This window comes from Microbacterium sp. LMI1-1-1.1, assembly GCF_040815675.1.
In the GTDB taxonomy this organism is placed as follows: Bacteria; Actinomycetota; Actinomycetes; order Actinomycetales; family Microbacteriaceae; genus Microbacterium.
Genome location: NZ_JBFPNN010000008.1, coordinates 270592 through 290690, shown reverse-complemented (window position 1 = coordinate 290690; position 20099 = coordinate 270592). Strand labels below are relative to the sequence as shown.

17 protein-coding genes are annotated in these 20099 nt (G+C 72.3%); 2 read left to right on the top strand and 15 right to left on the bottom strand.

The features are described from left to right. Positions 1–5: 5 nt before the first annotated feature. Together MRBLMI1_RS11030 and MRBLMI1_RS11025 are read right to left on the bottom strand one after the other, a co-directional pair. Complete coding sequence (locus MRBLMI1_RS11030) at positions 6–1241, bottom strand: alpha-hydroxy acid oxidase (protein ID WP_367733675.1); 1236 nt, start codon at positions 1239–1241, stop codon at positions 6–8. A gap of 78 nt (positions 1242–1319) precedes the next feature. Continuing rightward, positions 1320–2792: an MDR family MFS transporter gene (locus MRBLMI1_RS11025; RefSeq protein WP_367732626.1), complete on the bottom strand. Its 1473-nt coding sequence runs from the start codon at positions 2790–2792 to the stop codon at positions 1320–1322. Between the two features lie 71 nt (positions 2793–2863). Between MRBLMI1_RS11025 and MRBLMI1_RS11020 the strand changes: the two genes are divergently transcribed. After that, entirely contained in the window at positions 2864–3520 is a 657-nt protein-coding gene (locus MRBLMI1_RS11020; RefSeq protein WP_367732624.1) for a TetR/AcrR family transcriptional regulator, read from the top strand. On the opposite strand, the gene MRBLMI1_RS11015 is transcribed toward MRBLMI1_RS11020, so the two are convergent. The 8 genes from MRBLMI1_RS11015 to MRBLMI1_RS10980 all read right to left on the bottom strand — a co-directional run bounded on the left by MRBLMI1_RS11015 (position 3504) and on the right by MRBLMI1_RS10980 (position 12631). Then, complete coding sequence (locus tag MRBLMI1_RS11015; RefSeq protein WP_367732622.1) at positions 3504–4349, bottom strand: transglutaminase family protein; 846 nt, start codon at positions 4347–4349, stop codon at positions 3504–3506. The two genes, MRBLMI1_RS11020 and MRBLMI1_RS11015, sit on opposite strands and share 17 nt — an antisense overlap. Positions 4350–4386: 37 nt before the next feature. Beyond that, a complete protein-coding gene (locus tag MRBLMI1_RS11010) occupies positions 4387–5319 on the bottom strand; it encodes an alpha-E domain-containing protein (protein ID WP_367732616.1) in 933 nt (310 codons plus the stop codon). Continuing rightward, positions 5313–7028, bottom strand: coding sequence for a circularly permuted type 2 ATP-grasp protein (locus MRBLMI1_RS11005; protein WP_367732614.1), 1716 nt, complete (start codon positions 7026–7028; stop codon positions 5313–5315). The genes MRBLMI1_RS11010 and MRBLMI1_RS11005 overlap by 7 nt, the downstream gene beginning before the upstream one ends. A 135-nt stretch (positions 7029–7163) precedes the next feature. Next, positions 7164–8345 carry a zinc-dependent alcohol dehydrogenase gene (locus MRBLMI1_RS11000; RefSeq protein ID WP_367732612.1) on the bottom strand — a complete coding sequence of 394 codons (1182 nt, stop codon included), beginning with the start codon at positions 8343–8345 and terminating at the stop codon, positions 7164–7166. Between the two features lie 104 nt (positions 8346–8449). Continuing rightward, on the bottom strand, positions 8450–9214 hold the full coding sequence (locus tag MRBLMI1_RS10995) for a glycosyltransferase (RefSeq protein WP_367732609.1): 765 nt from the start codon (positions 9212–9214) through the stop codon (positions 8450–8452). Continuing rightward, entirely contained in the window at positions 9211–10617 is a 1407-nt protein-coding gene (locus tag MRBLMI1_RS10990; protein ID WP_367732605.1) for a PIG-L family deacetylase, read from the bottom strand. The genes MRBLMI1_RS10995 and MRBLMI1_RS10990 overlap by 4 nt, the downstream gene beginning before the upstream one ends. Further along, a complete protein-coding gene (locus tag MRBLMI1_RS10985; RefSeq protein ID WP_367732603.1) occupies positions 10611–11723 on the bottom strand; it encodes an acyl-CoA dehydrogenase in 1113 nt (370 codons plus the stop codon). The genes MRBLMI1_RS10990 and MRBLMI1_RS10985 overlap by 7 nt, the downstream gene beginning before the upstream one ends. A gap of 71 nt (positions 11724–11794) precedes the next feature. Further along, a complete protein-coding gene (locus MRBLMI1_RS10980) occupies positions 11795–12631 on the bottom strand; it encodes a helix-turn-helix transcriptional regulator (protein WP_367732601.1) in 837 nt (278 codons plus the stop codon). A 197-nt stretch (positions 12632–12828) separates the two neighbouring features. Between MRBLMI1_RS10980 and MRBLMI1_RS10975 the strand changes: the two genes are divergently transcribed. Continuing rightward, positions 12829–13770, top strand: coding sequence for an SDR family oxidoreductase (locus tag MRBLMI1_RS10975; protein WP_367732599.1), 942 nt, complete (start codon positions 12829–12831; stop codon positions 13768–13770). Positions 13771–13858: 88 nt separating this feature from the next. Here the strand turns inward: MRBLMI1_RS10975 and MRBLMI1_RS10970 are convergent, their stop codons facing one another. From MRBLMI1_RS10970 to MRBLMI1_RS10950, 5 genes are all read right to left on the bottom strand, one after another. Beyond that, positions 13859–15691 carry a glycoside hydrolase family 127 protein gene (locus tag MRBLMI1_RS10970; protein ID WP_414685891.1) on the bottom strand — a complete coding sequence of 611 codons (1833 nt, stop codon included), beginning with the start codon at positions 15689–15691 and terminating at the stop codon, positions 13859–13861. 106 nt (positions 15692–15797) lie between these two features. Then, positions 15798–16616, bottom strand: a complete 819-nt coding sequence (locus MRBLMI1_RS10965; protein WP_367732594.1) for a carbohydrate ABC transporter permease — start codon at positions 16614–16616, stop codon at positions 15798–15800. Further along, positions 16613–17584 carry a carbohydrate ABC transporter permease gene (locus tag MRBLMI1_RS10960; RefSeq protein WP_367732592.1) on the bottom strand — a complete coding sequence of 324 codons (972 nt, stop codon included), beginning with the start codon at positions 17582–17584 and terminating at the stop codon, positions 16613–16615. The genes MRBLMI1_RS10965 and MRBLMI1_RS10960 overlap by 4 nt, the downstream gene beginning before the upstream one ends. A gap of 62 nt (positions 17585–17646) precedes the next feature. Then, on the bottom strand, positions 17647–18903 hold the full coding sequence (locus MRBLMI1_RS10955) for a sugar ABC transporter substrate-binding protein (protein ID WP_367732590.1): 1257 nt from the start codon (positions 18901–18903) through the stop codon (positions 17647–17649). A 43-nt stretch (positions 18904–18946) separates the two neighbouring features. Beyond that, entirely contained in the window at positions 18947–19969 is a 1023-nt protein-coding gene (locus MRBLMI1_RS10950) for a LacI family DNA-binding transcriptional regulator (RefSeq protein WP_367732588.1), read from the bottom strand. Positions 19970–20099: the final 130 nt, after the last annotated feature.

The following is a 20099-nucleotide window of genomic DNA, read 5'->3' as shown; positions in this document are numbered from 1 at the left end:
GCCGCCTACGGCGCGACCGGTACGAGGCGCGTCAACTGCGTGACGTGCCGCGGCTCGAGCTCGTCGAGCGACGACACCCCCAGCAGGGTCATGGTCCGCTCGATCTCGCTCCGCAGGATGGCGATCGTGCGGTCGACGCCCTGCCGTCCCCCGGCCATCAGGCCGTAGAGGTACGCGCGCCCCACGAGGGTGAACCTCGCGCCCAGGGCGATGGATGCCACGATGTCGGCGCCGTTCATGATCCCCGTGTCGACCATGATCGTGGCGTCCTTCCCGACCTCGCGCACGACCGACGGCAGCAGCCGGAACGGGATCGGCGCACGGTCGAGCTGACGACCTCCGTGGTTCGACAGGACGATCCCGTCGACGCCGCGGTCGATCAGGCGGGCGGCATCCTGAACGTTCTGCACCCCCTTCACCACGAGCTTTCCGGGCCACATCCCGCGGATGACGTCGAGGTCGTCGTAGCTGATCGTCGGATCCATCGCGGCGTTCAGGAGCTCGCCGACGGTGCCGCCGGTCGTCGTCAGCGAGGCGAACTCGAGCTTCGGCGTCGTGAGGAAGTCGTACCACCACCACGGGCGCGGGATCGCGTTGACGATGGTCCCGACCGTCAGCTGCGGGGGGATGGAGAAGCCGTTGCGCTTGTCGCGCAGGCGCGCCCCCGCGATCGGGGTGTCGACGGTGAACATGAGCGTGTCGAAGCCGGCGGCCGCGGCCCGCTCCACCAGACCGAACGAGAGCTCGCGCTGCCGCATGACGTAGAGCTGGAACCAGTTGCGCCCCACGGGGTTGGCCGCTTTCACCCCCTCGATCGACGTCGTGCCCAGGGTCGACAGGGTGAACGGGATGCCGGCCGCTGCCGCGGCGGACGCCCCGGCGCTCTCACCCTCGGTCTGCATGAGACAGGTGAACCCCGTCGGGGCGATCCCGAACGGCAGAGCGGACGGGCCGCCGAGGATCTCGCACGCGGTGTCGACCTCGGCCGCCGGGCGGAGGATGTCGGGGTGGAACTCGATGTCCTCGAACGCCCTCCGCGCGCGGTCGAGCGACAGCTCCCCCTCGGCGGCGCCGTCGGTGTAGTCGAACGCCGCCTTCGGCGTCCGCCGCTTGGCGATCGTGCGGAGGTCCGCGATCGTCAGGGCCGCCTCGAGCCGTCGCGTCCGCGGATCGAGCTCGGGCTTCTTGAACTGCATGAGCTCGAGGAGCTCGCCGACCTTGGGCAGCTGCCGCCGGACCATGGACACCCCCGCACGTCGAATGTGGTCAGACCACGCTACCGGCTCGCGAGAGCACACGCTCCTGCCGAGACGGTGCCGTCAGTGCGCGGTGGGCGCCGGGGCGGAGGCGGGGGTCGGCGTCCGCACGAACGCGGCCAGGACGATCACGGCCAGGGACAGGCACGCGGCCGTGAAGAACGCCGAATGGATGCCGCTCGCCGTGGCATCCACCGTCGAGGTCCCCCCGTCGGCCAGCGCCGACGCCGAACCGACCGTCATGAGCGTGACGAACACCGCCGTGCCGGCGGCACCGGCCAGCTGCTGCACCGTCGAGACGATCGCCGACCCGTGGGGGTAGAGCGGCCGCGGCAGCGAGCCCAGCGCCGAGGTCATCAGCGGGGTGAACATGAACGCCAGGCCGAGGCTCAGCAGGCAGTGCACCGCGACGACCAGCCCGACGGGCGTCGAGGCCGACAGCGTCGCGAAACCCCACAGCGCGAGGCTCGCGACGATGGAGCCGGGCAGGACCAGCGGCCGGGCGCCGAAACGGTCGAAGAGGTTGCCGACGATCGGGGCCATGAGGCCCATGAGCAGACCGCCCGGCAGCAGCATGAGCCCGGTCGGCAGGGTGCCGAGGCCGAGGACGTTCTGCAGGTACAGCGGCAGCAGGATGAGCACGCCGAACAGCGTGGTCATGGCGACCACGACGAGCACGACCGCGATCGAGAACGTCGAGTGCCGGAACACGCCGAGGTCGAGCAGGACGCGGTCGGTCCCGGCCAGACGCAGCTGGCGCACGACGAACGCCGCGAGCGCCACCGCGCCGAGGACCAGCGGGATCCAGACGGGGACGACCGCGTGGCCGCCGGCGGCCTCGCCGATGCTCGACAGACCGAAGATGATGCCGCCGAACGCGACGGCGGACAGGACGACCGAGAGGACGTCGAGGGTGACGCGGGCGGTGTCGGTGAGGTTGCGCACCCAACGGGCGCCGAGCGCGATCGCGACGAGGGCAATCGGGATCATGACGATGAACATGGCCCGCCAGGGGAACACCGACAGGATCAGCCCGGACACGGTCGGACCGACCGCCGGGGCGACCGAGATGACGATCGAGATCAGGCCCATCATGCGGCCGCGGCGGTGCGCGGGGACGACGTTCAGCACCGTCGTGAACAGCAGCGGGATCATGATGGCGGTTCCGGAGGCCTGAACCACGCGACCGACGAGCAGCACTCCGAAGCCGGGCGCGACCGCGGCGACGACCGTGCCGAGGGTGAACAGCCCCATCGCCGCGAAGAACAGGGAGCGCAGCGGGAACCGCTGGATGAGGAATCCGGTCACGGGGATGACGACGGCCATCGTCAGGAGGAAGGCCGTCGTCAGCCACTGCGCGGTGGCGGCGGTGATGTCGAGCTCGCGCATGAGCTCGGGCAGGGCGACGCCCATGATCGTCTCGTTGAGGATGACGACGAACGCGGCGACGACGAGGAGGGCGATGACCGCGCCAGGGCGTGCGGCCGGGCGCGAGGAGGACGAGGAGGCGGTGGGAACCGTTCCGGTGGCGACCATGGGGGACCAATCTGAGCAGACGAAGACAAGTTGACAGTCACTGCCAATAAGACATGGACTACTCTAGCCGCATGGAGACCGACCCGGCACCCCTCGGCGGGCTGCGCGATCGCCGACGCCGCGAGACGTCGCTGGAGATCTGCGCCGCCGCCCTCGACCTGTTCGAGGAGAAGGGTGTCAGCGGGACCACCGTCGACGAGATCGCCGCACGTGCAGGCGTCTCGCCGCGGACGTTCTTCCGCCTCGCGGGCACGAAGGAGCAGGCCGTCTTCGTCGATGACGCCCGCTTCGTCGAGGCCCTGGCCGGCGTCGGCGAGGAGGGCGACGACATCGCCGCCCTCACGGCGGCGCTCCGCGCGGTGTTCCAACGCGAGCTCGGTCAGCTGGACGCGGACGCGGACGCCCGCGAGCGCTATTTGCGCGTGCGACGGCTCCTGGCCCACGAGCCCGCGCTGCTCGGCGCGGCGATCCGCCGCGAGATCACGTCGTCCGACCGCTTCATCCCCGAGATCGCGGAGCGCATCGGCGCCTCCGAACTCGACGTGCGCACCGCCGCCGGCCTCGCAGGCGTCGAGATGCGCATCACCCTCGACGAGTGGGCGCGCCGGAACGAGCTCGGCCAGCAGCACAGCCTCGTCGATCTGCACCGCGAGGTGCAGGCACGCGTCGCCGGCGCCGTGGCCCCGTCGGGGACGCGGAGGGGACCGCGCGTCACGTCTCGCGGGTGATGGTGACCTTGACCTTGAGCTGGCTCTTGCCGGGACCCGCGTAGACCCCGCGCAGCGGCGGCACGTCGTTGTAGTCGCGGCCGCGCCCCACGAGCACGTGCCGGTCGCCGATCTCGATGTTGTTCGTCGGGTCGAACCCCTGCCAGTCCCCTGCGAACCACTCCACCCAGGCGTGGGATTCGCCGGTGACGGCCTCTCCCACCTCGGCGGACGGACGCGGGTGCAGGTAGCCCGAGACGTAACGGGCCGGGATGCCGACCTCGCGCAGGGCCCCGAGCGTGACGTGCGCGATGTCCTGGCAGACGCCCTTGCGGGCCTCCCACGCGTCGGTCGCGGTGGAGTGGACGCCGGTCACACCCTGCATGTATTCGATGGCATCCCCGACGGCCTCGGCGATGGCGTGCGCCGCGGGGCCCGGCCGGTCGTGCTGCGCGGCGATCGACCGGGCGAGCTCGACGACGTCGGGATGCGGCATCGTGCGGCGGGTCTGCGTCAGCTGCTCGACCGTCTCGAGCGAGCCGGACGCCTCGGCGGCCAGCGCCTCCCACGTCATGTCGGCGTGCTCGATGGGGCGCGGACGCACCTCGACGAGCGACCGTGCCGTGATCGTCAGCGACGAGTGCGGGGTCAGCACGTCGAAGGCCGCGACCCGCGTGCCGAAGTAGTCGACGTACTGGTTCACCGACGTCGACGGCTCGATGTCGAGCGACGAGCTCAACACGAACTGGCTGTCGGTGGAGTGCGGGAGCATCCGCGCCTCGTTGTACGAGGCCGTGGCGTCGCCCTGGTAGACGAAGCCGGTCTGGTGCTCGATGCGCAGGCGCTTCATCGCTCGCCTCCCGCGGGGGTTCGACCGCTGGCATCCATCATGAGATCTCTCCGATCCACGCCGGCTCCGCCTGCGTCGGGAAGAAACGGGAGCGGATGGCCTCGGATGCCTCCCGCGTCACGGTCTGCACGCGCTGCATGTGCTCCGGCAGCTCGGCGAGGATGTCGCTGACCGGGCGGTACTCGAGGTCGTTGCGGATCTGCCCCAGCGCGCGCAGCACCGTGTTCGAGTGCCCGACGCGGTCGGCGCGGGGGTCGATCGCGCTCATGCACTCCTCGGCCCGCTGGATCGAGTAGATGATCGACCGCGGGAAGAGGCGGTCCAGCAGCAGGAACTCCGCCGCGTTGCGCGCGCTCGGCATGCCGCGGTAGGTGCGGAGGTAGGCCTCGTAGGCGCCGCACGAGCGGAGGATGGTCGTCCAGGACGGCCCGGACACGTCCGTGAGCGACCGCGTCGCGAGCAGCCGCGCCGTCATGTCGGTGCGCTCGATGCTGCGGCCGAGGGTGAAGAACTGCCACGCCTCGTCGCGGTTCGTCGACGAGTCCACGGTGCCGATGGCGAGGGCGGCGCGCTCGCGCACCCACTGGAAGAACTCGTGCACCTTGTCGGTCTGCAGACGCCGCGGCATCCGGGAGTTCGTGGTGTTGAGGATCTCCCACAGCTCGGTGGACACGATCTCGCGGGCCCGGCGGGCGTTCTCCCGGGCCGCGGCCAGCGAGTACGCGATGCTCGACGGATTCATCCGGTCGACGGCGAGACGGGCCAGCACGTCGTCGCGGCGGACCGTGTCGAGGGTCGCGGGGACGCCCGAGCCCATGACGCTGAGCAGCGACCGGCAGGCGGTGTCCTCGTCGATCCACGGGTCCTCGAGCAGCAGCTGGAGGTGCACGTCGAGGATGCGGGCGGTGCCGTCGCTGCGCTCGATGTAACGGCCGATCCAGAACAGGCTCTCGGCGATACGGCTCAACACGCGGGCACCTCCCGGGTCTGCTGCTGCTGCTCGGCCTGCGGGCCGTGCTGCACGGACGCGTCCTGCTGCTGCTGCTCCTGCTGGTCGCGGTCCGGGCGGTGGTCGCGCGGCGCCGTCGCCGGGGCGGGCTGGCCGTCGTAGATGATCGGGATCGACTCGGTCACGGCGGCCTGGTCGGCGACGAGGCCGGAGACCCCGTTGCCCTGGCCGTACTCGACGTGCGACGGCGCCGCGCCGCCGACGACCCAGGTGTCCTTCGAGCCGCCGCCCTGGCTGGAGTTCACGACCAGCTGCCCCTCGGGGAGGGCGACGCGGGTGAGACCGCCGGGGAGGACCCAGATGTCGTCGCCGTCGTTCACCGCGAACGGGCGGAGGTCCGCGTGCCGCGGGCGCATCCCGTCCTCCACGAGCGTGGGGATCGTCGAGAGCATGACGACGGGCTGCGCGATCCAGCCGCGCGGATCGGCCAGCAGGCGCGTGCGCAGGGCGTCGAGCTCGGACGGAGAGGCATCCGGTCCCACGACCAGGCCCTTGCCGCCGGACCCGTCGACGGGCTTCACCACGAGCTCGTCGAGCCGGTCCAGCACCTCCTCGAGCGCGCCCGGGTCCTCCAGGCGCCAGGTGTCGACGTTCTTGAGGATGGGCTCCTCGGCCAGGTAGTACCGGATGAGGTCGGGCACGTAGGTGTACAGCAGCTTGTCGTCGGCGACGCCGTTGCCGACCGCGTTCGCGATGGTCACGTTGCCGAGCCGTGCGGCGAGCATGATGCCGGGCGCGCCCAGCATCGAGTCGGCCCGGAACTGCAGCGGGTCGAGGAAGTCGTCGTCCACGCGGCGGTAGATGACGTCGACGCGCTGCGGCCCGCGGGTGGTGCGCATGAACACCTTGCCGCCGATGCACAGCAGGTCGCGGCCCTCGACGAGCTCGACGCCCATCAGGCGCGCGAGCAGCGTGTGCTCGAAGTACGCCGAGTTGTAGACGCCGGGCGTCAGCACGACGATGTTGGGGTCGTCGATCCCGGGCGGGGCCGAGGCGCGCAGCGCGGCGAGCAGCTTGTTCGGGTAGTCGCCGACGGGGCGGACCCGCATGGAAACGAACAGCTCGGGAAGGGTCTGCGCCATGACCCGGCGGTTGGAGATGACGTAGCTCACACCCGAGGGCACGCGCACGTTGTCCTCGAGCACGCGCATCTCGCCGTGCTCGTCGCGGATGAGGTCGATGCCCGACACCTGGATGCGCACGCCGTTGGCGGGACGGATGCCGGCGGCCTGACGGTAGAAGTACTGCGACGACGAGATGAGACGGGCGGGCAGGATGCCGTCGCGCACGCAGTGCTGGTTGCCGTAGGCGTCGTCGAGGAACGCCTCCAGCGCCCGGACGCGCTGCTTGACCCCGGCCTCGATCCGCGACCACTCGTCGTAGGCGATGATGCGCGGCACCGCGTCGAGGGGGAACGGCCGCTCCTCCCCGGCGAAGTCGAACGTGACGCCCTGCGCGAGATAGGAGCTGGCGAGCGACTCGGTGCGCCCGCGCAACTCGTCCTGCGTCATCTGCGCGAGGGTCTGATAGAGCTCCCGGTAGTCCTCGCGCGACCGCGCCGTGCCCCCGGCGGCGGCCGGGTCGCCGAACATCTCGTCGTACGCCGGGATGCCGGAAGCGGTCTTGCGCGGCGCCGTCGCGGAGCCGTAACCGTCGAACAGGTCACCCATGCTGCGAGCCTACCCACGCCCGTGTTGCGGGGACGTTTCACCGCGCCCGCCGCGGCGGGGAGACACGGGACGACGGGATGCCGAGACATCGGCCCCCCACGCGACGCGTCTCCCGCCGGCGGTGAGTGTGCCGGCTCAGGCCCCCGGGCGCAGGACGACCTTGATGCAGCCGTCCTCCTTCTTCTGGAACGTCTCGTACAGGCCGGGGGCGTCCTCGAGCGGGGCGTGGTGGGTCACGAGATCCATGACGCCGAGCGGGTCGGCGGGGTCCTCCACGAGCGGGAGCAGGTCGTCGACCCAGCGCTTGACGTTGCACTGCCCCATGCGCAGCGCGATCTGCTTGTCGAACATCGTCTTCATCGGGAGCACGTCGGCCTCGCCGGCGTAGACGCCGCTCAGCGACACGGTGCCCCCGCGGCGGACCAGGTCGATCGAGGCGTACACCGCGGCGAGGCGGTCCAGGCCCGCCTTGTCCATGAGCTTCTGCGCGAGCGCGTCCGGCAGGAGTCCCACCGCGTTCTGCGCGAGGCGGATGCCGCCGTTGCCGTGCGCCTCCATGCCGACCGCATCCACGACGCCGTCCGCGCCGCGCCCTTCGGTGAGGTCGACCAGCTCGTCGACGACCGTGTCGGTCAGGTCGTACGTCAGGACGCCGTGGCGCTCGGCCATCGCGCGACGCTCGGGCTCCGGCTCGATCGCGAGGACGCGGTAGCCGAGGTGCACGCCGATGCGCGCCGCGAACTGTCCGACCGGTCCGAGTCCCATCACGGCGAGGGTGCCGCCCTCGGGCACACCGGCGTACTTCACGCCCTGCCAGGCGGTGGGGACGATGTCGCTGAGGAAGAGGTAGCGGTCGTCGGGGAGGTCTTCGCCGACGCGGATGTGGTTGTAGTCGGCCAGCGGGACGCGGAGGTACTCGGCCTGACCGCCGGGAACCTGACCGTAGAGCTTCGTGTAGCCGAAGAGGGCGGCGCCGCTGCCGTACTCGCGCACCTGCGTGGTCTCGCACTGGGACTGCAGACCGCGACGGCACATGAAGCAGTGCCCGCAGGAGATGTTGAACGGCACCACGATCCGGTCGCCGACGGCCAGCTGCGCCACCGCGGAGCCGACCTCCACGACGACCCCCATCGGCTCGTGCCCGAGGACGTCCCCCTTGTCGATGAACGGGCCGAAGAGCTCGTACAGGTGCAGGTCGGAGCCGCAGATGGCGGTCGAGGTGATCTTCACGATCGCGTCGGTGGGTTCGAGGATCGTGGGGTCGGGGACCTCCTCGACGCTGACGTTCCGCTTGCCCTGCCAGGTGAGTGCTTTCATCGCATTGCCTTTCGTTCCGGGGGATGGCCAGTCTGCGCGTCCCGCGTCCTCCGCCCCACCGGTTGACGCGCGGCGCAAGAGGAATAGGGGCCCGCAGCCGGCGCCTACCGGGCCGCTGCGTCGAGGCGGAGGTGCACCTGCGCGAGGAACGCGGCATAGCCCCCGGGAGTCCGGCCGACGAAGCGCCCGGACGTCTCGACCTCGTGCTCGTCGCTGGCCCGGATGTCCGCGCCTCGTCGCCGCAGCGCCTCCACGAGTGCGACGTCCTCGTGCGCGGGGAGGTGCGGCACCCCTCCCGCGTCGAGATACGCGCGCGCCCGCACGCCGAGGTTCGCGCCGTGGACGTTGCCGGGCGGTCGGCCGCGGTGATGCGTCGCCCGCCAGTAGGCCGCGTGCCGCTCACTGAGGTCGGCGAAGTCGGGGCGGACGGTGCCGAGAACCGCGTCGGCTCCCCCGTCCATCAGGTCGAGCTGATGGATGATCCATCCCTCGGGCACGACCGTGTCGGCGTCGGTCATGGCGATCCACGTCCGGTCGGGGTCCATGCCGCCCCCGGCGGCGGGGCCGGCGTCGTCGGCGGCGAGCCGGGCGAGGGCGGCCGCCACGGCTGCGCGTCGGGCGGTGCCGACGCAGCGCGCATCGATCCGCACGACGTCGGTGTCGCCGACCTGAGCCTCCGAGGCGTCCGTGCACGCGTCCAGGACGACCACCAGGGCCGACCGCAGCCCCGGCTCACGGGCGTGGGCGGCGTCGAGCGCGCGGCGCACCGACGCCAGGCACCGGCCGAGCAGCACCTCCTCGTTGTGCGCCGGGATCGCGACCGCGACGGCGCGGCCCGGCAGCGCGGGATCCTCCCGGCGTCCGCTCACGGGAGCAGCCCGCCCTCGCGCGCCACCGATCCCGCGCCCGGCGCCCCGAAGACCTCGAGGACGAAGTCCTCCTCCTCATGCCGCACCAGGCGACGGAGGCCGGGGTGCGCGGCGAGCGCAGCGTGCACGTCGTCACCCGTGCGGGGATACTCGGCGACCGGATGCCGCCAGTGGCACGCGACCAGGTGACCGCCCGGCCGAAGCGACCCGACGCAGGCCGTGAGGGCGCGATCGAGGTCCGCATCGCCCCAGTAGTAGGCGACCTCGGAGAGCACGATCAGGTCGAACTCGCCGTCGGGCCATTCGGCGGGGAGGGCGGCCCGCCGGATCTCGACGCCCGCACGTCCCGCGAGACGGTCCCGGGCGCGGTCCACCGCCGCCTCGGCGAGGTCGACGGCCAGCACACGGTCGCAGCGCGCGGCCAGCACCGCGGTGAGCGCGCCGGTGGAGCAGCCGGCCTCGAAGGCGGCGTCGTACCGTTCACGCGGCAGCGTCGCCGTGACGATGCGTCGTTTGCGCTCCTCGTACCAGCGCGAGTCGAACCCCCACGGGTCGTCGTGCCGGTCGTACATGCCGTCGAAGTAGGCGGCATCCATCGATCCGGACGTGACGCGCGCGTCCGCCTCCGCCTTGCCCACACCGGGCCGCAGAGGTTCCGGTGCGATGAGCAGCTCGACGGTGCGCGCGAAGTGCGCCTGCATCCCCGGGTGCAGCAGGGCCTCGTCGCCGGCGGCCGCGGACAGCGGATGCGTCTGGCTGACGTGGGCGTCGAGCGCCCGGGCCTTCGCCGCACGGGCGGCGTCGTCGAGGGCGACGGCCTCCATCCGGTCCCACGGGACGTCGGCGGGCGTCCCCCAGTGCCACAGCCAGATCGGGTAGGCACGGACGCGCGCGCCCGCGCGGGCTCCGACCTCTTCGGCGACCTCCCCGACGACGCGGTGGTCCCGGTGCCCGTCCCCTCGCCACGGCGACACCACGAGGACGCGCTCGTCGGCCGACGCGGCCGCCAGCACGGCGGTGAGGGCGGTCGCGATGGCATCCCGATGTCCGTCGGTGCCGCCGTCCGGCAGGCCCAGGAACGTCGGCGGGGTGAGCAGCCCCAGTCGAGCCATCGCGGTGGTCAGCTCGTCTCGCCGCCACAGCGCGAGGCGAGCGGGGGTGACGGTGGGCGACTCGGGATGCGAACCCTCCCCGTCGGTCACGACGAGGACGTCGACCGGGATGCCGCGGGCCACCGCGCGCGCGATGGTCCCGGCGGCGCCGAGGCTCTCGTCGTCCGGGTGCGCCGCGACGACCACCAGACGGTCGACCCTCTCGTCGGCCGCGGGGATGTCCCGTGCGGCGAACGCCTCCGCCCACACGGTCTCGGGCGTGCCCGGGTCGCGGTGGTCGAAGCTCACCACGCGCCGCCCGCCGTCACGACGTCGGCGCCGACGCGGGTGAGGTCCCGCTCCGCATGATGCTGTCGGACGTAGATCTGCAGGTCCGCGACCCGGCGCGCGTGCTCCTCGTCCGCGACCAGCGGCAGGGGGCCGAGGGCGTGCGCCGCGGCGGTGAGGACCGTCTCGACGGCGCCGGCCACCACGGTGCGCGCCCGCGCCGCGACATGCTTCTGCAGAGCTGCGTCGTCGTCGTCCGCCCCGACGGATCGCTCGCGCGCCGTCCGGTGCGCGCCGTCGAAGACGTCGGCGGCCTCCCGCAGCGCCGCGCGCGCCGCCCACAGCGCCGTGTCCGCGCGGCCGAGGTGCATCAGCGCGAGCTGATCGGCGCGTTCCGCCGCGGCCGCTGCGAGCAGAGCGGCCCGCAGCGGGAAGGCCCCGCCCCACCAGCACGCCGCGACCCCCACACCGCCGTGGGCGAAGCCGGGGCGGCGCAGATACCAGCCCGCCTCGCCGACCGGCACGGCGCGGACGCCCTCGAAGTCGACCGGCGCGCTGACGATCTCGGAGAGACCGCGGGAGTGCCACGGCCCCGGCCGGGCGGTGACGCCCGGGCCGCGCAGGGACACCGCGAAGAGGCGCCGCTCGCCGGGGCCGACCCACGCGGTCACCAGCGCGTGCGACAGCTCGGCCGCGAGCGAGCACCACGGCTTCGTCCCCGTGAGCACCCAGCCCTCCGCCGTGTCTGCGGCGTCGAGTCGGACGCCCGGCCCCTCGGCCGCGAAGACGCCCCACGACGACGCGGGCCCCGCGCCGACGGCATCCAGGTCCACGTCGATGCCGGCCGCGCGGGCCTCCTCCAGGATGCCGAGGGCGTCGAGGTGCGGCTCCAGCACCCGGGCCATGGCGACATCGCGCGCCGCCACGGCGGCGAGCAGCTCCCACGTGGCGAGCACGCCCTGCGGGCGCCGGTCGCCGATCTCGACCGCGGCGGCGATGGTCGCCCCGAGGTCGCCCCCGTCGGCGGGGAGGGCGGCGACGGTGGCGCGGATCGCGGAAGCGGACGCGCGGGCACCCTCGCCGTCGCCGTCGAGCAGGAGCGGGGAGGGGGGAGAGTCGGGATCGGGCACAGTCCGATTCTCGACAGCGCCGGCCCCATCACGAAGGCTTGACAGGACCGCCGCGGAAACGCAGCGTTGCGTTACCCGGCCAGCTCTCCGACGACGGCGAGCAGACCGAGCCGCTCCGCGCTCTCCGAGCCGGGGACGGCGGTGTAGACCAGCAGCGAGTGCGACGACCCGGGGTCGGTGAGCACCTGGCAGTGCAGGTCCAGCGGTCCGACCGACGGGTGCACGAACCGCTTCGTCTCGGCCGGCCGCAGCCCCACCTCGTGCGCGGACCAGAGCTCCTGGAACTCGGGACTGACGGCGAGCAGGTCGTCGGCGAGGGCGGCCGCCCGGGAGTCGGGTCCCCGCCGGCCGACGATCTCCCGCAGACCCGCGGCATACAGTCGGCCGAGGAACGCATGATCGGCGGGGTCGTAGAGCGCCCGGGTCCGCGGGTCCGTGAACCACCGGTACCCGAGGCTGCGCGCCGGACCCGTGCGCACGGACGCGTCCCCGGTGAGCGCCGCCCCGAGGCGGGTCTGCCGCAGGGTCTCGCCCAGCTCCGTGACGATCTCGGCGGGCGTGTCCTCGAGCCGGTCGAGGATGCGCAGCATGCCGGGACTGACGTGGTCGCCGGCCGGCCCGTGCTCGGTCGGCACATGCCCGGCCAGACGGAACAGGTGGTCGCGCTCGGCGCGTGAGAGGTGCAGCCCGAGGGCGATCGCGGCGAGCATCTGCTCGGACGGCTGCGGGCCGCGCTCCCGCTCGAGGCGGGCGTAGTAGTCCGTCGACATGTGCGAGAGGGCCGCGACCTCCTCCCGCCGCAGTCCGCGGGTGCGCCGGCGGGGCCCGCGCGACAGCCCGACGTCCTCGGGCTGGAGCGCCTCGCGGCGCGTGCGGAGGAAGTCGGCCAGCGCAGTCCTGTCGATCACGGATGTCCCCTCGTCTCGCCTCCTGTCTACCCGGCCGGACGCCGCCGCAGCCAGGACGCGTCGATCCCCCTTTCGCGGAAGCTGCCCGCACCCGGATCGCCGAGCCTCGGATCGGCGGGCCCTGCCTCGGCCCACGCGGAGACGTCACGCTGGCCCGGACAGGACGTCACCGGCATCCGCACCGACAGGAGCTCCTCATGGCCCGAGAGAACATCGACATCGACATCCCCGACCTGACCGACCGCCGCGCCGTCGTGACCGGCGGCAGCGACGGCATGGGCGTCGTCATCGCCGAGCGGCTCGCCGCCGCCGGCGCGGAGGTCCTCCTCCCCGTCCGGACCCGCGCGAAGGGCGAGCGCGTCGCCGCGGCCATCCGCGACCGGGTGCCGAAGGCCCGGGTCTCCGTCCACGACCTGGACCTGTCGTCCGTGGCATCCGTCCGCGCCCTCGGCGAGACGCTGCGGGCCGAGGGGTCCCCCGTGCACCTGCTCGTCAACAACGCCGGCGTCATGACCCCGCCCGCGCGGCAGACGACCGCGGACGGATTCGAGCTGCAGCTGGGGACGAACCATCTCGGACACGTCGCGCTGGTCGGAGAGCTCCTGCCTCTGCTGCGCGCCGGCACGGCGCGGGTGGTGACGCAGGTGAGCGTCGCCGCGGAGCGCGGCCGGATCGACTGGGACGACCTGAACAGCGAGCACCGGTACCGTCCGCAGCGGGCGTACGCGCAGTCGAAGATCGCGCTCGGCCTGTTCGGACGAGAGCTGGACCGCCGCAGCCGCGCGGAGGGCTGGGGCATCACGAGCGTCCTGTCGCATCCCGGCGTCGCCCCGACGAACCTGCTGGCCGCGCGTCCGGAGATCGGCCGCAGCTCCGACACGACGAGCGTCCGGGTGATCCGGTGGCTGTCCGCGCGAGGGGTGCTGCTCGGCACGCCCCGCACCGCCGCCCTCCCCGCGCTGCTGGCGGCGACCACGGCGCAGCCGCGCACGGACCTCCTGTACGGCCCGTCCGGCCTCGGGCACCTCGGCGGCGCCCCGGCCCCGCACACCCTCTACCGTCCGCTCCGCGACACCGCCGAGGCGGCGAGGGTGTGGGAGACCTCCGCCCGGATGACCGGCGCGGCGCTCCCGGTCTGAGGGCGGCCGACGCGGAGCGCGGACCGCCCGACCGCAGCGCGGAGATCACACGTTCCTGTCGAGATCACACCGTGCCGCGGCATCCGTCTCACGAAGAGGCCGCCGCCTCCCGTGGAACGAACACCCGCATCCGCGACGGTCCCCTCTCCGCCCACCGGTGGTACGGCACGAAGTCGGCCTCGAAGGTGCCGCCGCCCTCCGGTCGCGTCGGGCCCGGACGGTAGGGGAGCCCCCCGTCGGACGAGTGGTCCGACCGCACGGTGGTCACGGTGACGCGCGCCCCGTCGGCGTGGGGACGGGGCGGGACGGACGTCAGACGCACGTCGTCCAGCGACACCCCGTCGGGCAGGTCGACCGACTCCAGGCACAGCACCAACGGCCCGCGCTCGATGGCGGCGGCCCCGCGGACGGCGTCGATGCGCTCATCGGGGAAGGTCACGCGCGGATCCAGCGGCAGCTCCAGCACCACCCGGGTGCCGGCGACGGCGCCGTCCACGTCCACCCACCCGGGGCGCACGGACCGCCCGGGTCCCCCGTCGACCGCGACGACCGCTCCCTCCGCCCACGCCGGGACCCGCAGGCGCAGGCGTGCCGCGTCCTTCGGCGCCTCCCGCACCGTGATCGCCACGCGTCCCTCCGCGGGGTAGCGGGTGTCGATGCGGAGCCGCCACCCGTCGGCATCCACGACCCCCGCCGCGTACTGCAGCACCGTCAGGCCGTCGTCGTCGGCCGCGAGGGCGTAGGCCGACAGCGAGGCGAGCGTGCGGGCGACATTGGTCGGGCAGCACGACACCTCGAACCACGGCGCGCGCACCCCGCCTTCCGCACGCGGGTTGACCCCGTCCAAGGCGGACGCCACGGCGTCGCGCTGGTGCAGCGGGTTGGCGTAGAAGAACGACCGGCCGTCCTCCCCCGGCGAGGTCGCGACGACGTTGAACAGCGTGCGCTCGATCAGGTCGGGGTAGCGCACATCGCCGGTCTGCAGGAACAGCCGCCAGGAGAACATCACCGACGCCACTCCCGCGCACGTCTCGCAGTAGGCCCGGTCGGCGGGCAGCTCCCAGTCGTCGCCGAAGCCCTCGTCCTGGTGCCGCGACCCCATGCCGCCGGTGAGGTAGGTCCGCCGCCCCACGGTGCGCCGCCACTGCCGTTCGAGGGCGACGAGAAGCTCGTCGTCCCCGGTGTCCACGGCGACGTCGACGGCCCCCGCCGACAGGTACAGCGCGCGCACGGCGTGCCCGCGCAGCACGTGGGCCTCGCGCACCGGCACGTCGTCCTGGAAGTACTCGGGCGACTGCAGGGGCGGGACCGGCAGGGAGCCACGACCGCGCCGCTCGACGAACAGCCGGGCCTGGTCGAGGTAGCGACGCTCGCCGAACGCGCGCCCCGCTTCGGCGAGCGCCACCTCTATCTCGGCGTGACCGCACACGCCGTCGCGTGCGCCCTCGCCGAACTCCCGGCAGATGTGGTCGGCTGCGCGGCGGGCCACCTCGACGAGCAGGTCGTGGGGGTGGCCGGTGCGTGAGCGCGCCACGGCCGCCTGCAGCAGATGACCCATGTTGTACAGCTCGTGGCCCATCGACAGATCGCTGTAGCGCGGCGCCTGGCCCGGGTGACCGAATGCGGTGCCGAGGTAGCCGTCGTCGTCCTGGGCTCGCGCCACGCGCGCCACGAGCGCCGTGAAGGTCGCCGCGAGCTCGTCTTCGGGCGCGCGGCCCAGCTCCCAGGCCATCGCCTCGAGGAGCTTGTACACCTCGGAGTCGGAGAAGACCCACCCGGTGCGGCCGTCGAGCACCGCGCCGTCGGCGACACGATCGAAGTTGTCGAGCCAGCCGAGCCGGTCCATCCATTCCCGGCAATGGCTCAGGGTGGCCCGCGCGTTCGTCGTCTGCCGATGGCCCCAGAACCCCTCGGCATCCATGCGGAGGGCGGAGACGTCGAGTCCGCGGACACGCGAGGTCGCGGGGATGACGGGGATCGCCCCCAGGCGCGGCTCGGCCGCGACGGTCTGTTCGAGAACCACGGGGTCAGTCCTTCACCGCGCCGGCGGTCACGCCCGCGGCGACATAGCGTTGCGCGACCACCAGGAGGATGGCGGCGGGGATGGATGCCACTGCCGCGGTCGCCATGATGGCGTTCCACTGCGTGGTGTTGTTGCCGATGTAGGCGTAGATGCCGAGCGTGATCGGCTTGAGCGCCGAGTTGCGGGCGAGGGTCGAGGCGAAGATGAAGTCCGACCATGCCCACAGGAAGGCGAACAGCGCCACCGTGAGCACGGAGTTCCGGCTGAGGGGCAGCACCACCGACGTGAACGTGCGCCACGCCCCCGCCCCGTCGATGCGCGCCGCCTGCAGCAGCTCACGCGGCAGACCGCCCATGAAGGCGGTGAACAGGAGCACGGCGAACGGCACGGCGACCGTGGAGTCGGCGAGGATCAGCCCGGGCACGCTGTTGAGGAGGCCCGCGCGGGCGTAGATGGCGTAGAAGCCCATCGCCATGACGACGGCCGGGATCATCTGCGCTACGAGCAGCACGAAGTTCAACGTCCGCCCCCCGCGCAGATTGAGCAGGGCGATGGCATAGGCGGCAGGCGCGGCGATGACGACGGTCACCGCGACGCAGCCGAGGCCGATGAGCAGGCTCGTGCCGAGGTTGGGCAGCTGCTGCCCCAACACCGCCGTGTACCCCTCGAGCGTCGGGTCGACGGGGAAGAGATGGGGCGGGCTGAGACGCAGGTCGGTCGTCTTCGTGAAGGAGACGTTGAGCATCCAGTAGACGGGGAAGAGCATGAGGGCGGTGAAGACGAGGCCGAGGCCCGTCTTCCACCACGCGCGGCGGGCGGTCATGAGTTCTCCTGGCGACGCTGGGCCCGCAGGTAGACGAACCCGAAGACGAGGGCGATGACGATGAGGATGTTGCCGACGGCGGCGGCGGGCGACAGGTCGGGCTGGCCGGTTCCGAACGCCTCCCGGTACGACCAGATCGCGAGGGTCGTGGTCGTGTCGGCGGGACCGCCGCGGGTCATGATCCAGATGATGTCGACGACCTTGAGGGTGTAGACCAGGCCCAGCAGCAGCGTGATCGCCGACACCGGGCGCAGCAACGGGAACGTGATGCTCCAGAACTGGCGCCACGATCCGGCGCCGTCGAGCGACGCGGCCTCGTACAGGTCGCCGGGGATGTTCTGCAGCCCGGAGTAGAGGATGACGAGGTTGAACGGGATGCCGAGCCAGATGTTCGCGATGATGACGGCGGTCATCGCCGTGTCGGGCGAGGTGAGCCAGTTGATCGGCGCTGCGCCGACGGCGCGCAGCACGGAGTTGATGATCCCGTTGTCGCTGTTCATCATCCACGACCAGGTCGACCCCGAGACGATCAGCGGCAGGAGCCACGGGACGAGGAAGAGACCGCGGAGAACCCCGCTGAGGGGGAAGTGGGAGCGGAAGAACACCGCGAGACCGAGGCCGATCGCGTATTGGAACACCAGCGAGAGGGCCACGAACAGGGCCGTGTTCGACAGGGCCGGCAGGAATGTCGGCGAGGTGATCACGGCGATGTAGTTGTCGAGGCCGACGAAGACCGCGTCGCCCTGGACGAACGCGCGGACGGTGTAGTCGTGGACGCTCAGGTCGATGCTGCGCACGAGCGGCCACAGGTAGAAGACGAGCAGGTAGACGACCAGCGGGGCGGCGAAGGCGGCCGCGACGCACGGGGAGCCGCCGCGTCGGGCCCGTCGACGACCAGGGCGGGGCACGGTCACCGCGACGGTGTCGTCGGCGATGTCCGTGCGCTCGCGCAGCACTGGAAAGGACATGGGATGCCTCTTTCGAAGGGGCGTCCGGGGAACGTCGCCGTCCCCCGGACGCCGGGGTCTCGTTACTTGGAGGTCGCTGCCTGCGCGGCCGTCTGCGCGGCGTCGAGCGCCTGTTGGGGCGTCTGCACGCCGGAGAGGACGTTCTGCACGGCCGTCCACAGCTGCTCCGAGATGAGGGGGTAGTCCGTGCCGAGGTTGTCGCTCGTGCGGCCCTTGGCATCCTGGACCGCCGTCACCCACGTCTCGAGGTCGGGGTGCTCGGTGAGGAGCTCCTGCTGACCCTCCTCCGTCGGCGGGATGTAGTACGCGAAGGTGTTCGCCGTCTGCACGAAGCCCTCGGTGGTCGTCATGCAGTCGATGATCTTGCGCGTGGTGTCGTACCGGGCGGTGTCCTGCTGTGCCGGAGCGACGATGAACTCGCCGCCGGTGGGTGCGGGAGCGGCACCCCCGTCCTTGGCCGGGAGCTGGATGACGCCCGTGGCGAAGGGGGCTTCCGCGGCGCTGTTGACCTGCCACGTGCCGTTCTCGGCGAACGCGAAGTCGCCGGTGAGGAACTCCTCCCACACGGTGTTCTGCGAGTTGGTGATCACCGAGTTGGGGGCGTACCCCTTGTCGATCCAGTCCTTCCACAGGGTGAGCGCCTCGACCGCCTGCGGGGAGGACAGGTCGGTGAGGTCCGCGCCCGCACCCCAGAACCACGGCAGGAACTGGAACGTGCCCTCCTCGGTGTTGATGCCCGAGAACGAGATGCCCTTCTTGCCCGCGGCGGCCACCTTGGCCAGCGCGGCGTCGAGGGAGGCCCAGTCGGTCACCGAGGAGGGGTCGACGCCGGCCGCGGACAGCACGTCGGCGTTGTAATAGAGCGCGAGGGTGTTCGCACCGATGGGGATGCCGTAGGTCTGGCCGTCCAGCTCGCCGGCGGCCAGCAGGTTGGGCTCGATGCCCGAGGTGTCCAGGCCGAGGTCCTCGGTGGTGGTCAGCATCCCGGTCTCGGCCAGGGTGGAGACGGCCGGGTTGTCGATGAGGATGATGTCGGGCGAGGTGCCGTCCTGAGCCGACAGCAGCGCCTGGTTCGTCAGCGCGGTGGTGTCGTACGCCGTGCGCTGGATGGTGACCCCCGCCTGGGTGCCGCAGTCCTGTACGCGCTGGGCCCAGTCGGAGCCCTCGGCGTGCTGCGGATACGGGTCCCACCAGGTGTAGGTGTCGCCGGCGGCGTCGCCGGTCGATCCGCCGGTGCCGCCGGAGCATCCGGCGAGCGTTCCGACGGCCACGGTTGCCGTGGCCAGCGCCGCCGTGATGCGGAGCATCGTGGTGTTCATCTGTTCCTCCTTGAACGAGCTCGTCGTGAGCCGGGAAGCGGTGTCAATCTCGGTATGGTGGTGCGGCGATGCTGCCGCGATCGTCGATGATGGGCGCGATCAGGTCGACGACGTGCGAGCCCGCCGTGTCCGCGTCGTTCAGGCGAGCGACCAGCTGCTCGACGGCGCGGCGGCCGAGCAGGTCGGCGCCGCTGTCGATGGCGGAGTAGGGCAGGGAGAAGGTGCGGGCGAACTCGTCCGAGTAGCGCCCGATGACGGAGATGTCGCCGGGGGACGACAGGCCGCGCGCGGCGAGAACCGAGGGCAGCGCGGCGGCCGCCGCCTCGTTGTTCAGCAGCAGTCCGGTGGAGGACGGGTGGGCGTCGAGCACCGCGTTGAGATCGCGGCCGATGTCGGGCTGATGCGAGGCCCCGAACACGTGGTGCAGGCGGATGCCGTGCTCCTCCGCCCGGGCGCGGGCGGCGTCGGCGAGCCGCCAGACGTAGGCGCCGCCGCGCTCGACGACGTGCTCCGGCTGCGACACGAGGATCAGCTCGCGGTGACCGAGGCCGTGGAGACGGTCGACCATGAGGCGTCCGGCCGCGACGAAGTCGAGGTCGAACGCATCGACGCCCGCGGGATCGCCCGGGAGGCCGACGAGCGCCCCGGGCTGCGGGACGGCACGGAGGACGTCGAGGCGATCGTCGAACTCCGCCACGTTGAGCAGCACGAAGCCGTCGACCATGCGGGAGGCCGCGATGCGCTCGAGGGCGGCGCGACCGTCGCTCTCGGTGACGAGCAGCGTGTCGAAGCCCAGCTCGCGGGCCCGGTTGGCGATGCCGAGGATGTACTGCAGCATGGCCGGCGCGAACTCGTCGTCGAAGAACTGCCCGAGGACCGCCAGCACGTTGGTCCGCGAGGTCGCGAGGGCTTTGGCCCCGGCATTGGGGGTGTACCCGAGCTCGCGGACGGCCTTCTCGACCTTCTCCCGCACCGGCGCGGAGATGGTCCGCTTGCCCGAGAGGGCGTAGGAGGCGGTACTGCGCGAGACGCCGGCGGCGCGGGCCACGTCACCGATGTTGACCATGTCGTCGTCCTCTCTGGCGGCGACCGGGGGTGTGCGTCCCGGCCCGTCGACGGGGTGTCGACGGTGTGCGTATGGCGGGTTCGAACGGGGTTGTCGAACTGGTTCGATTCGAACCGGTTCGACCGTACAA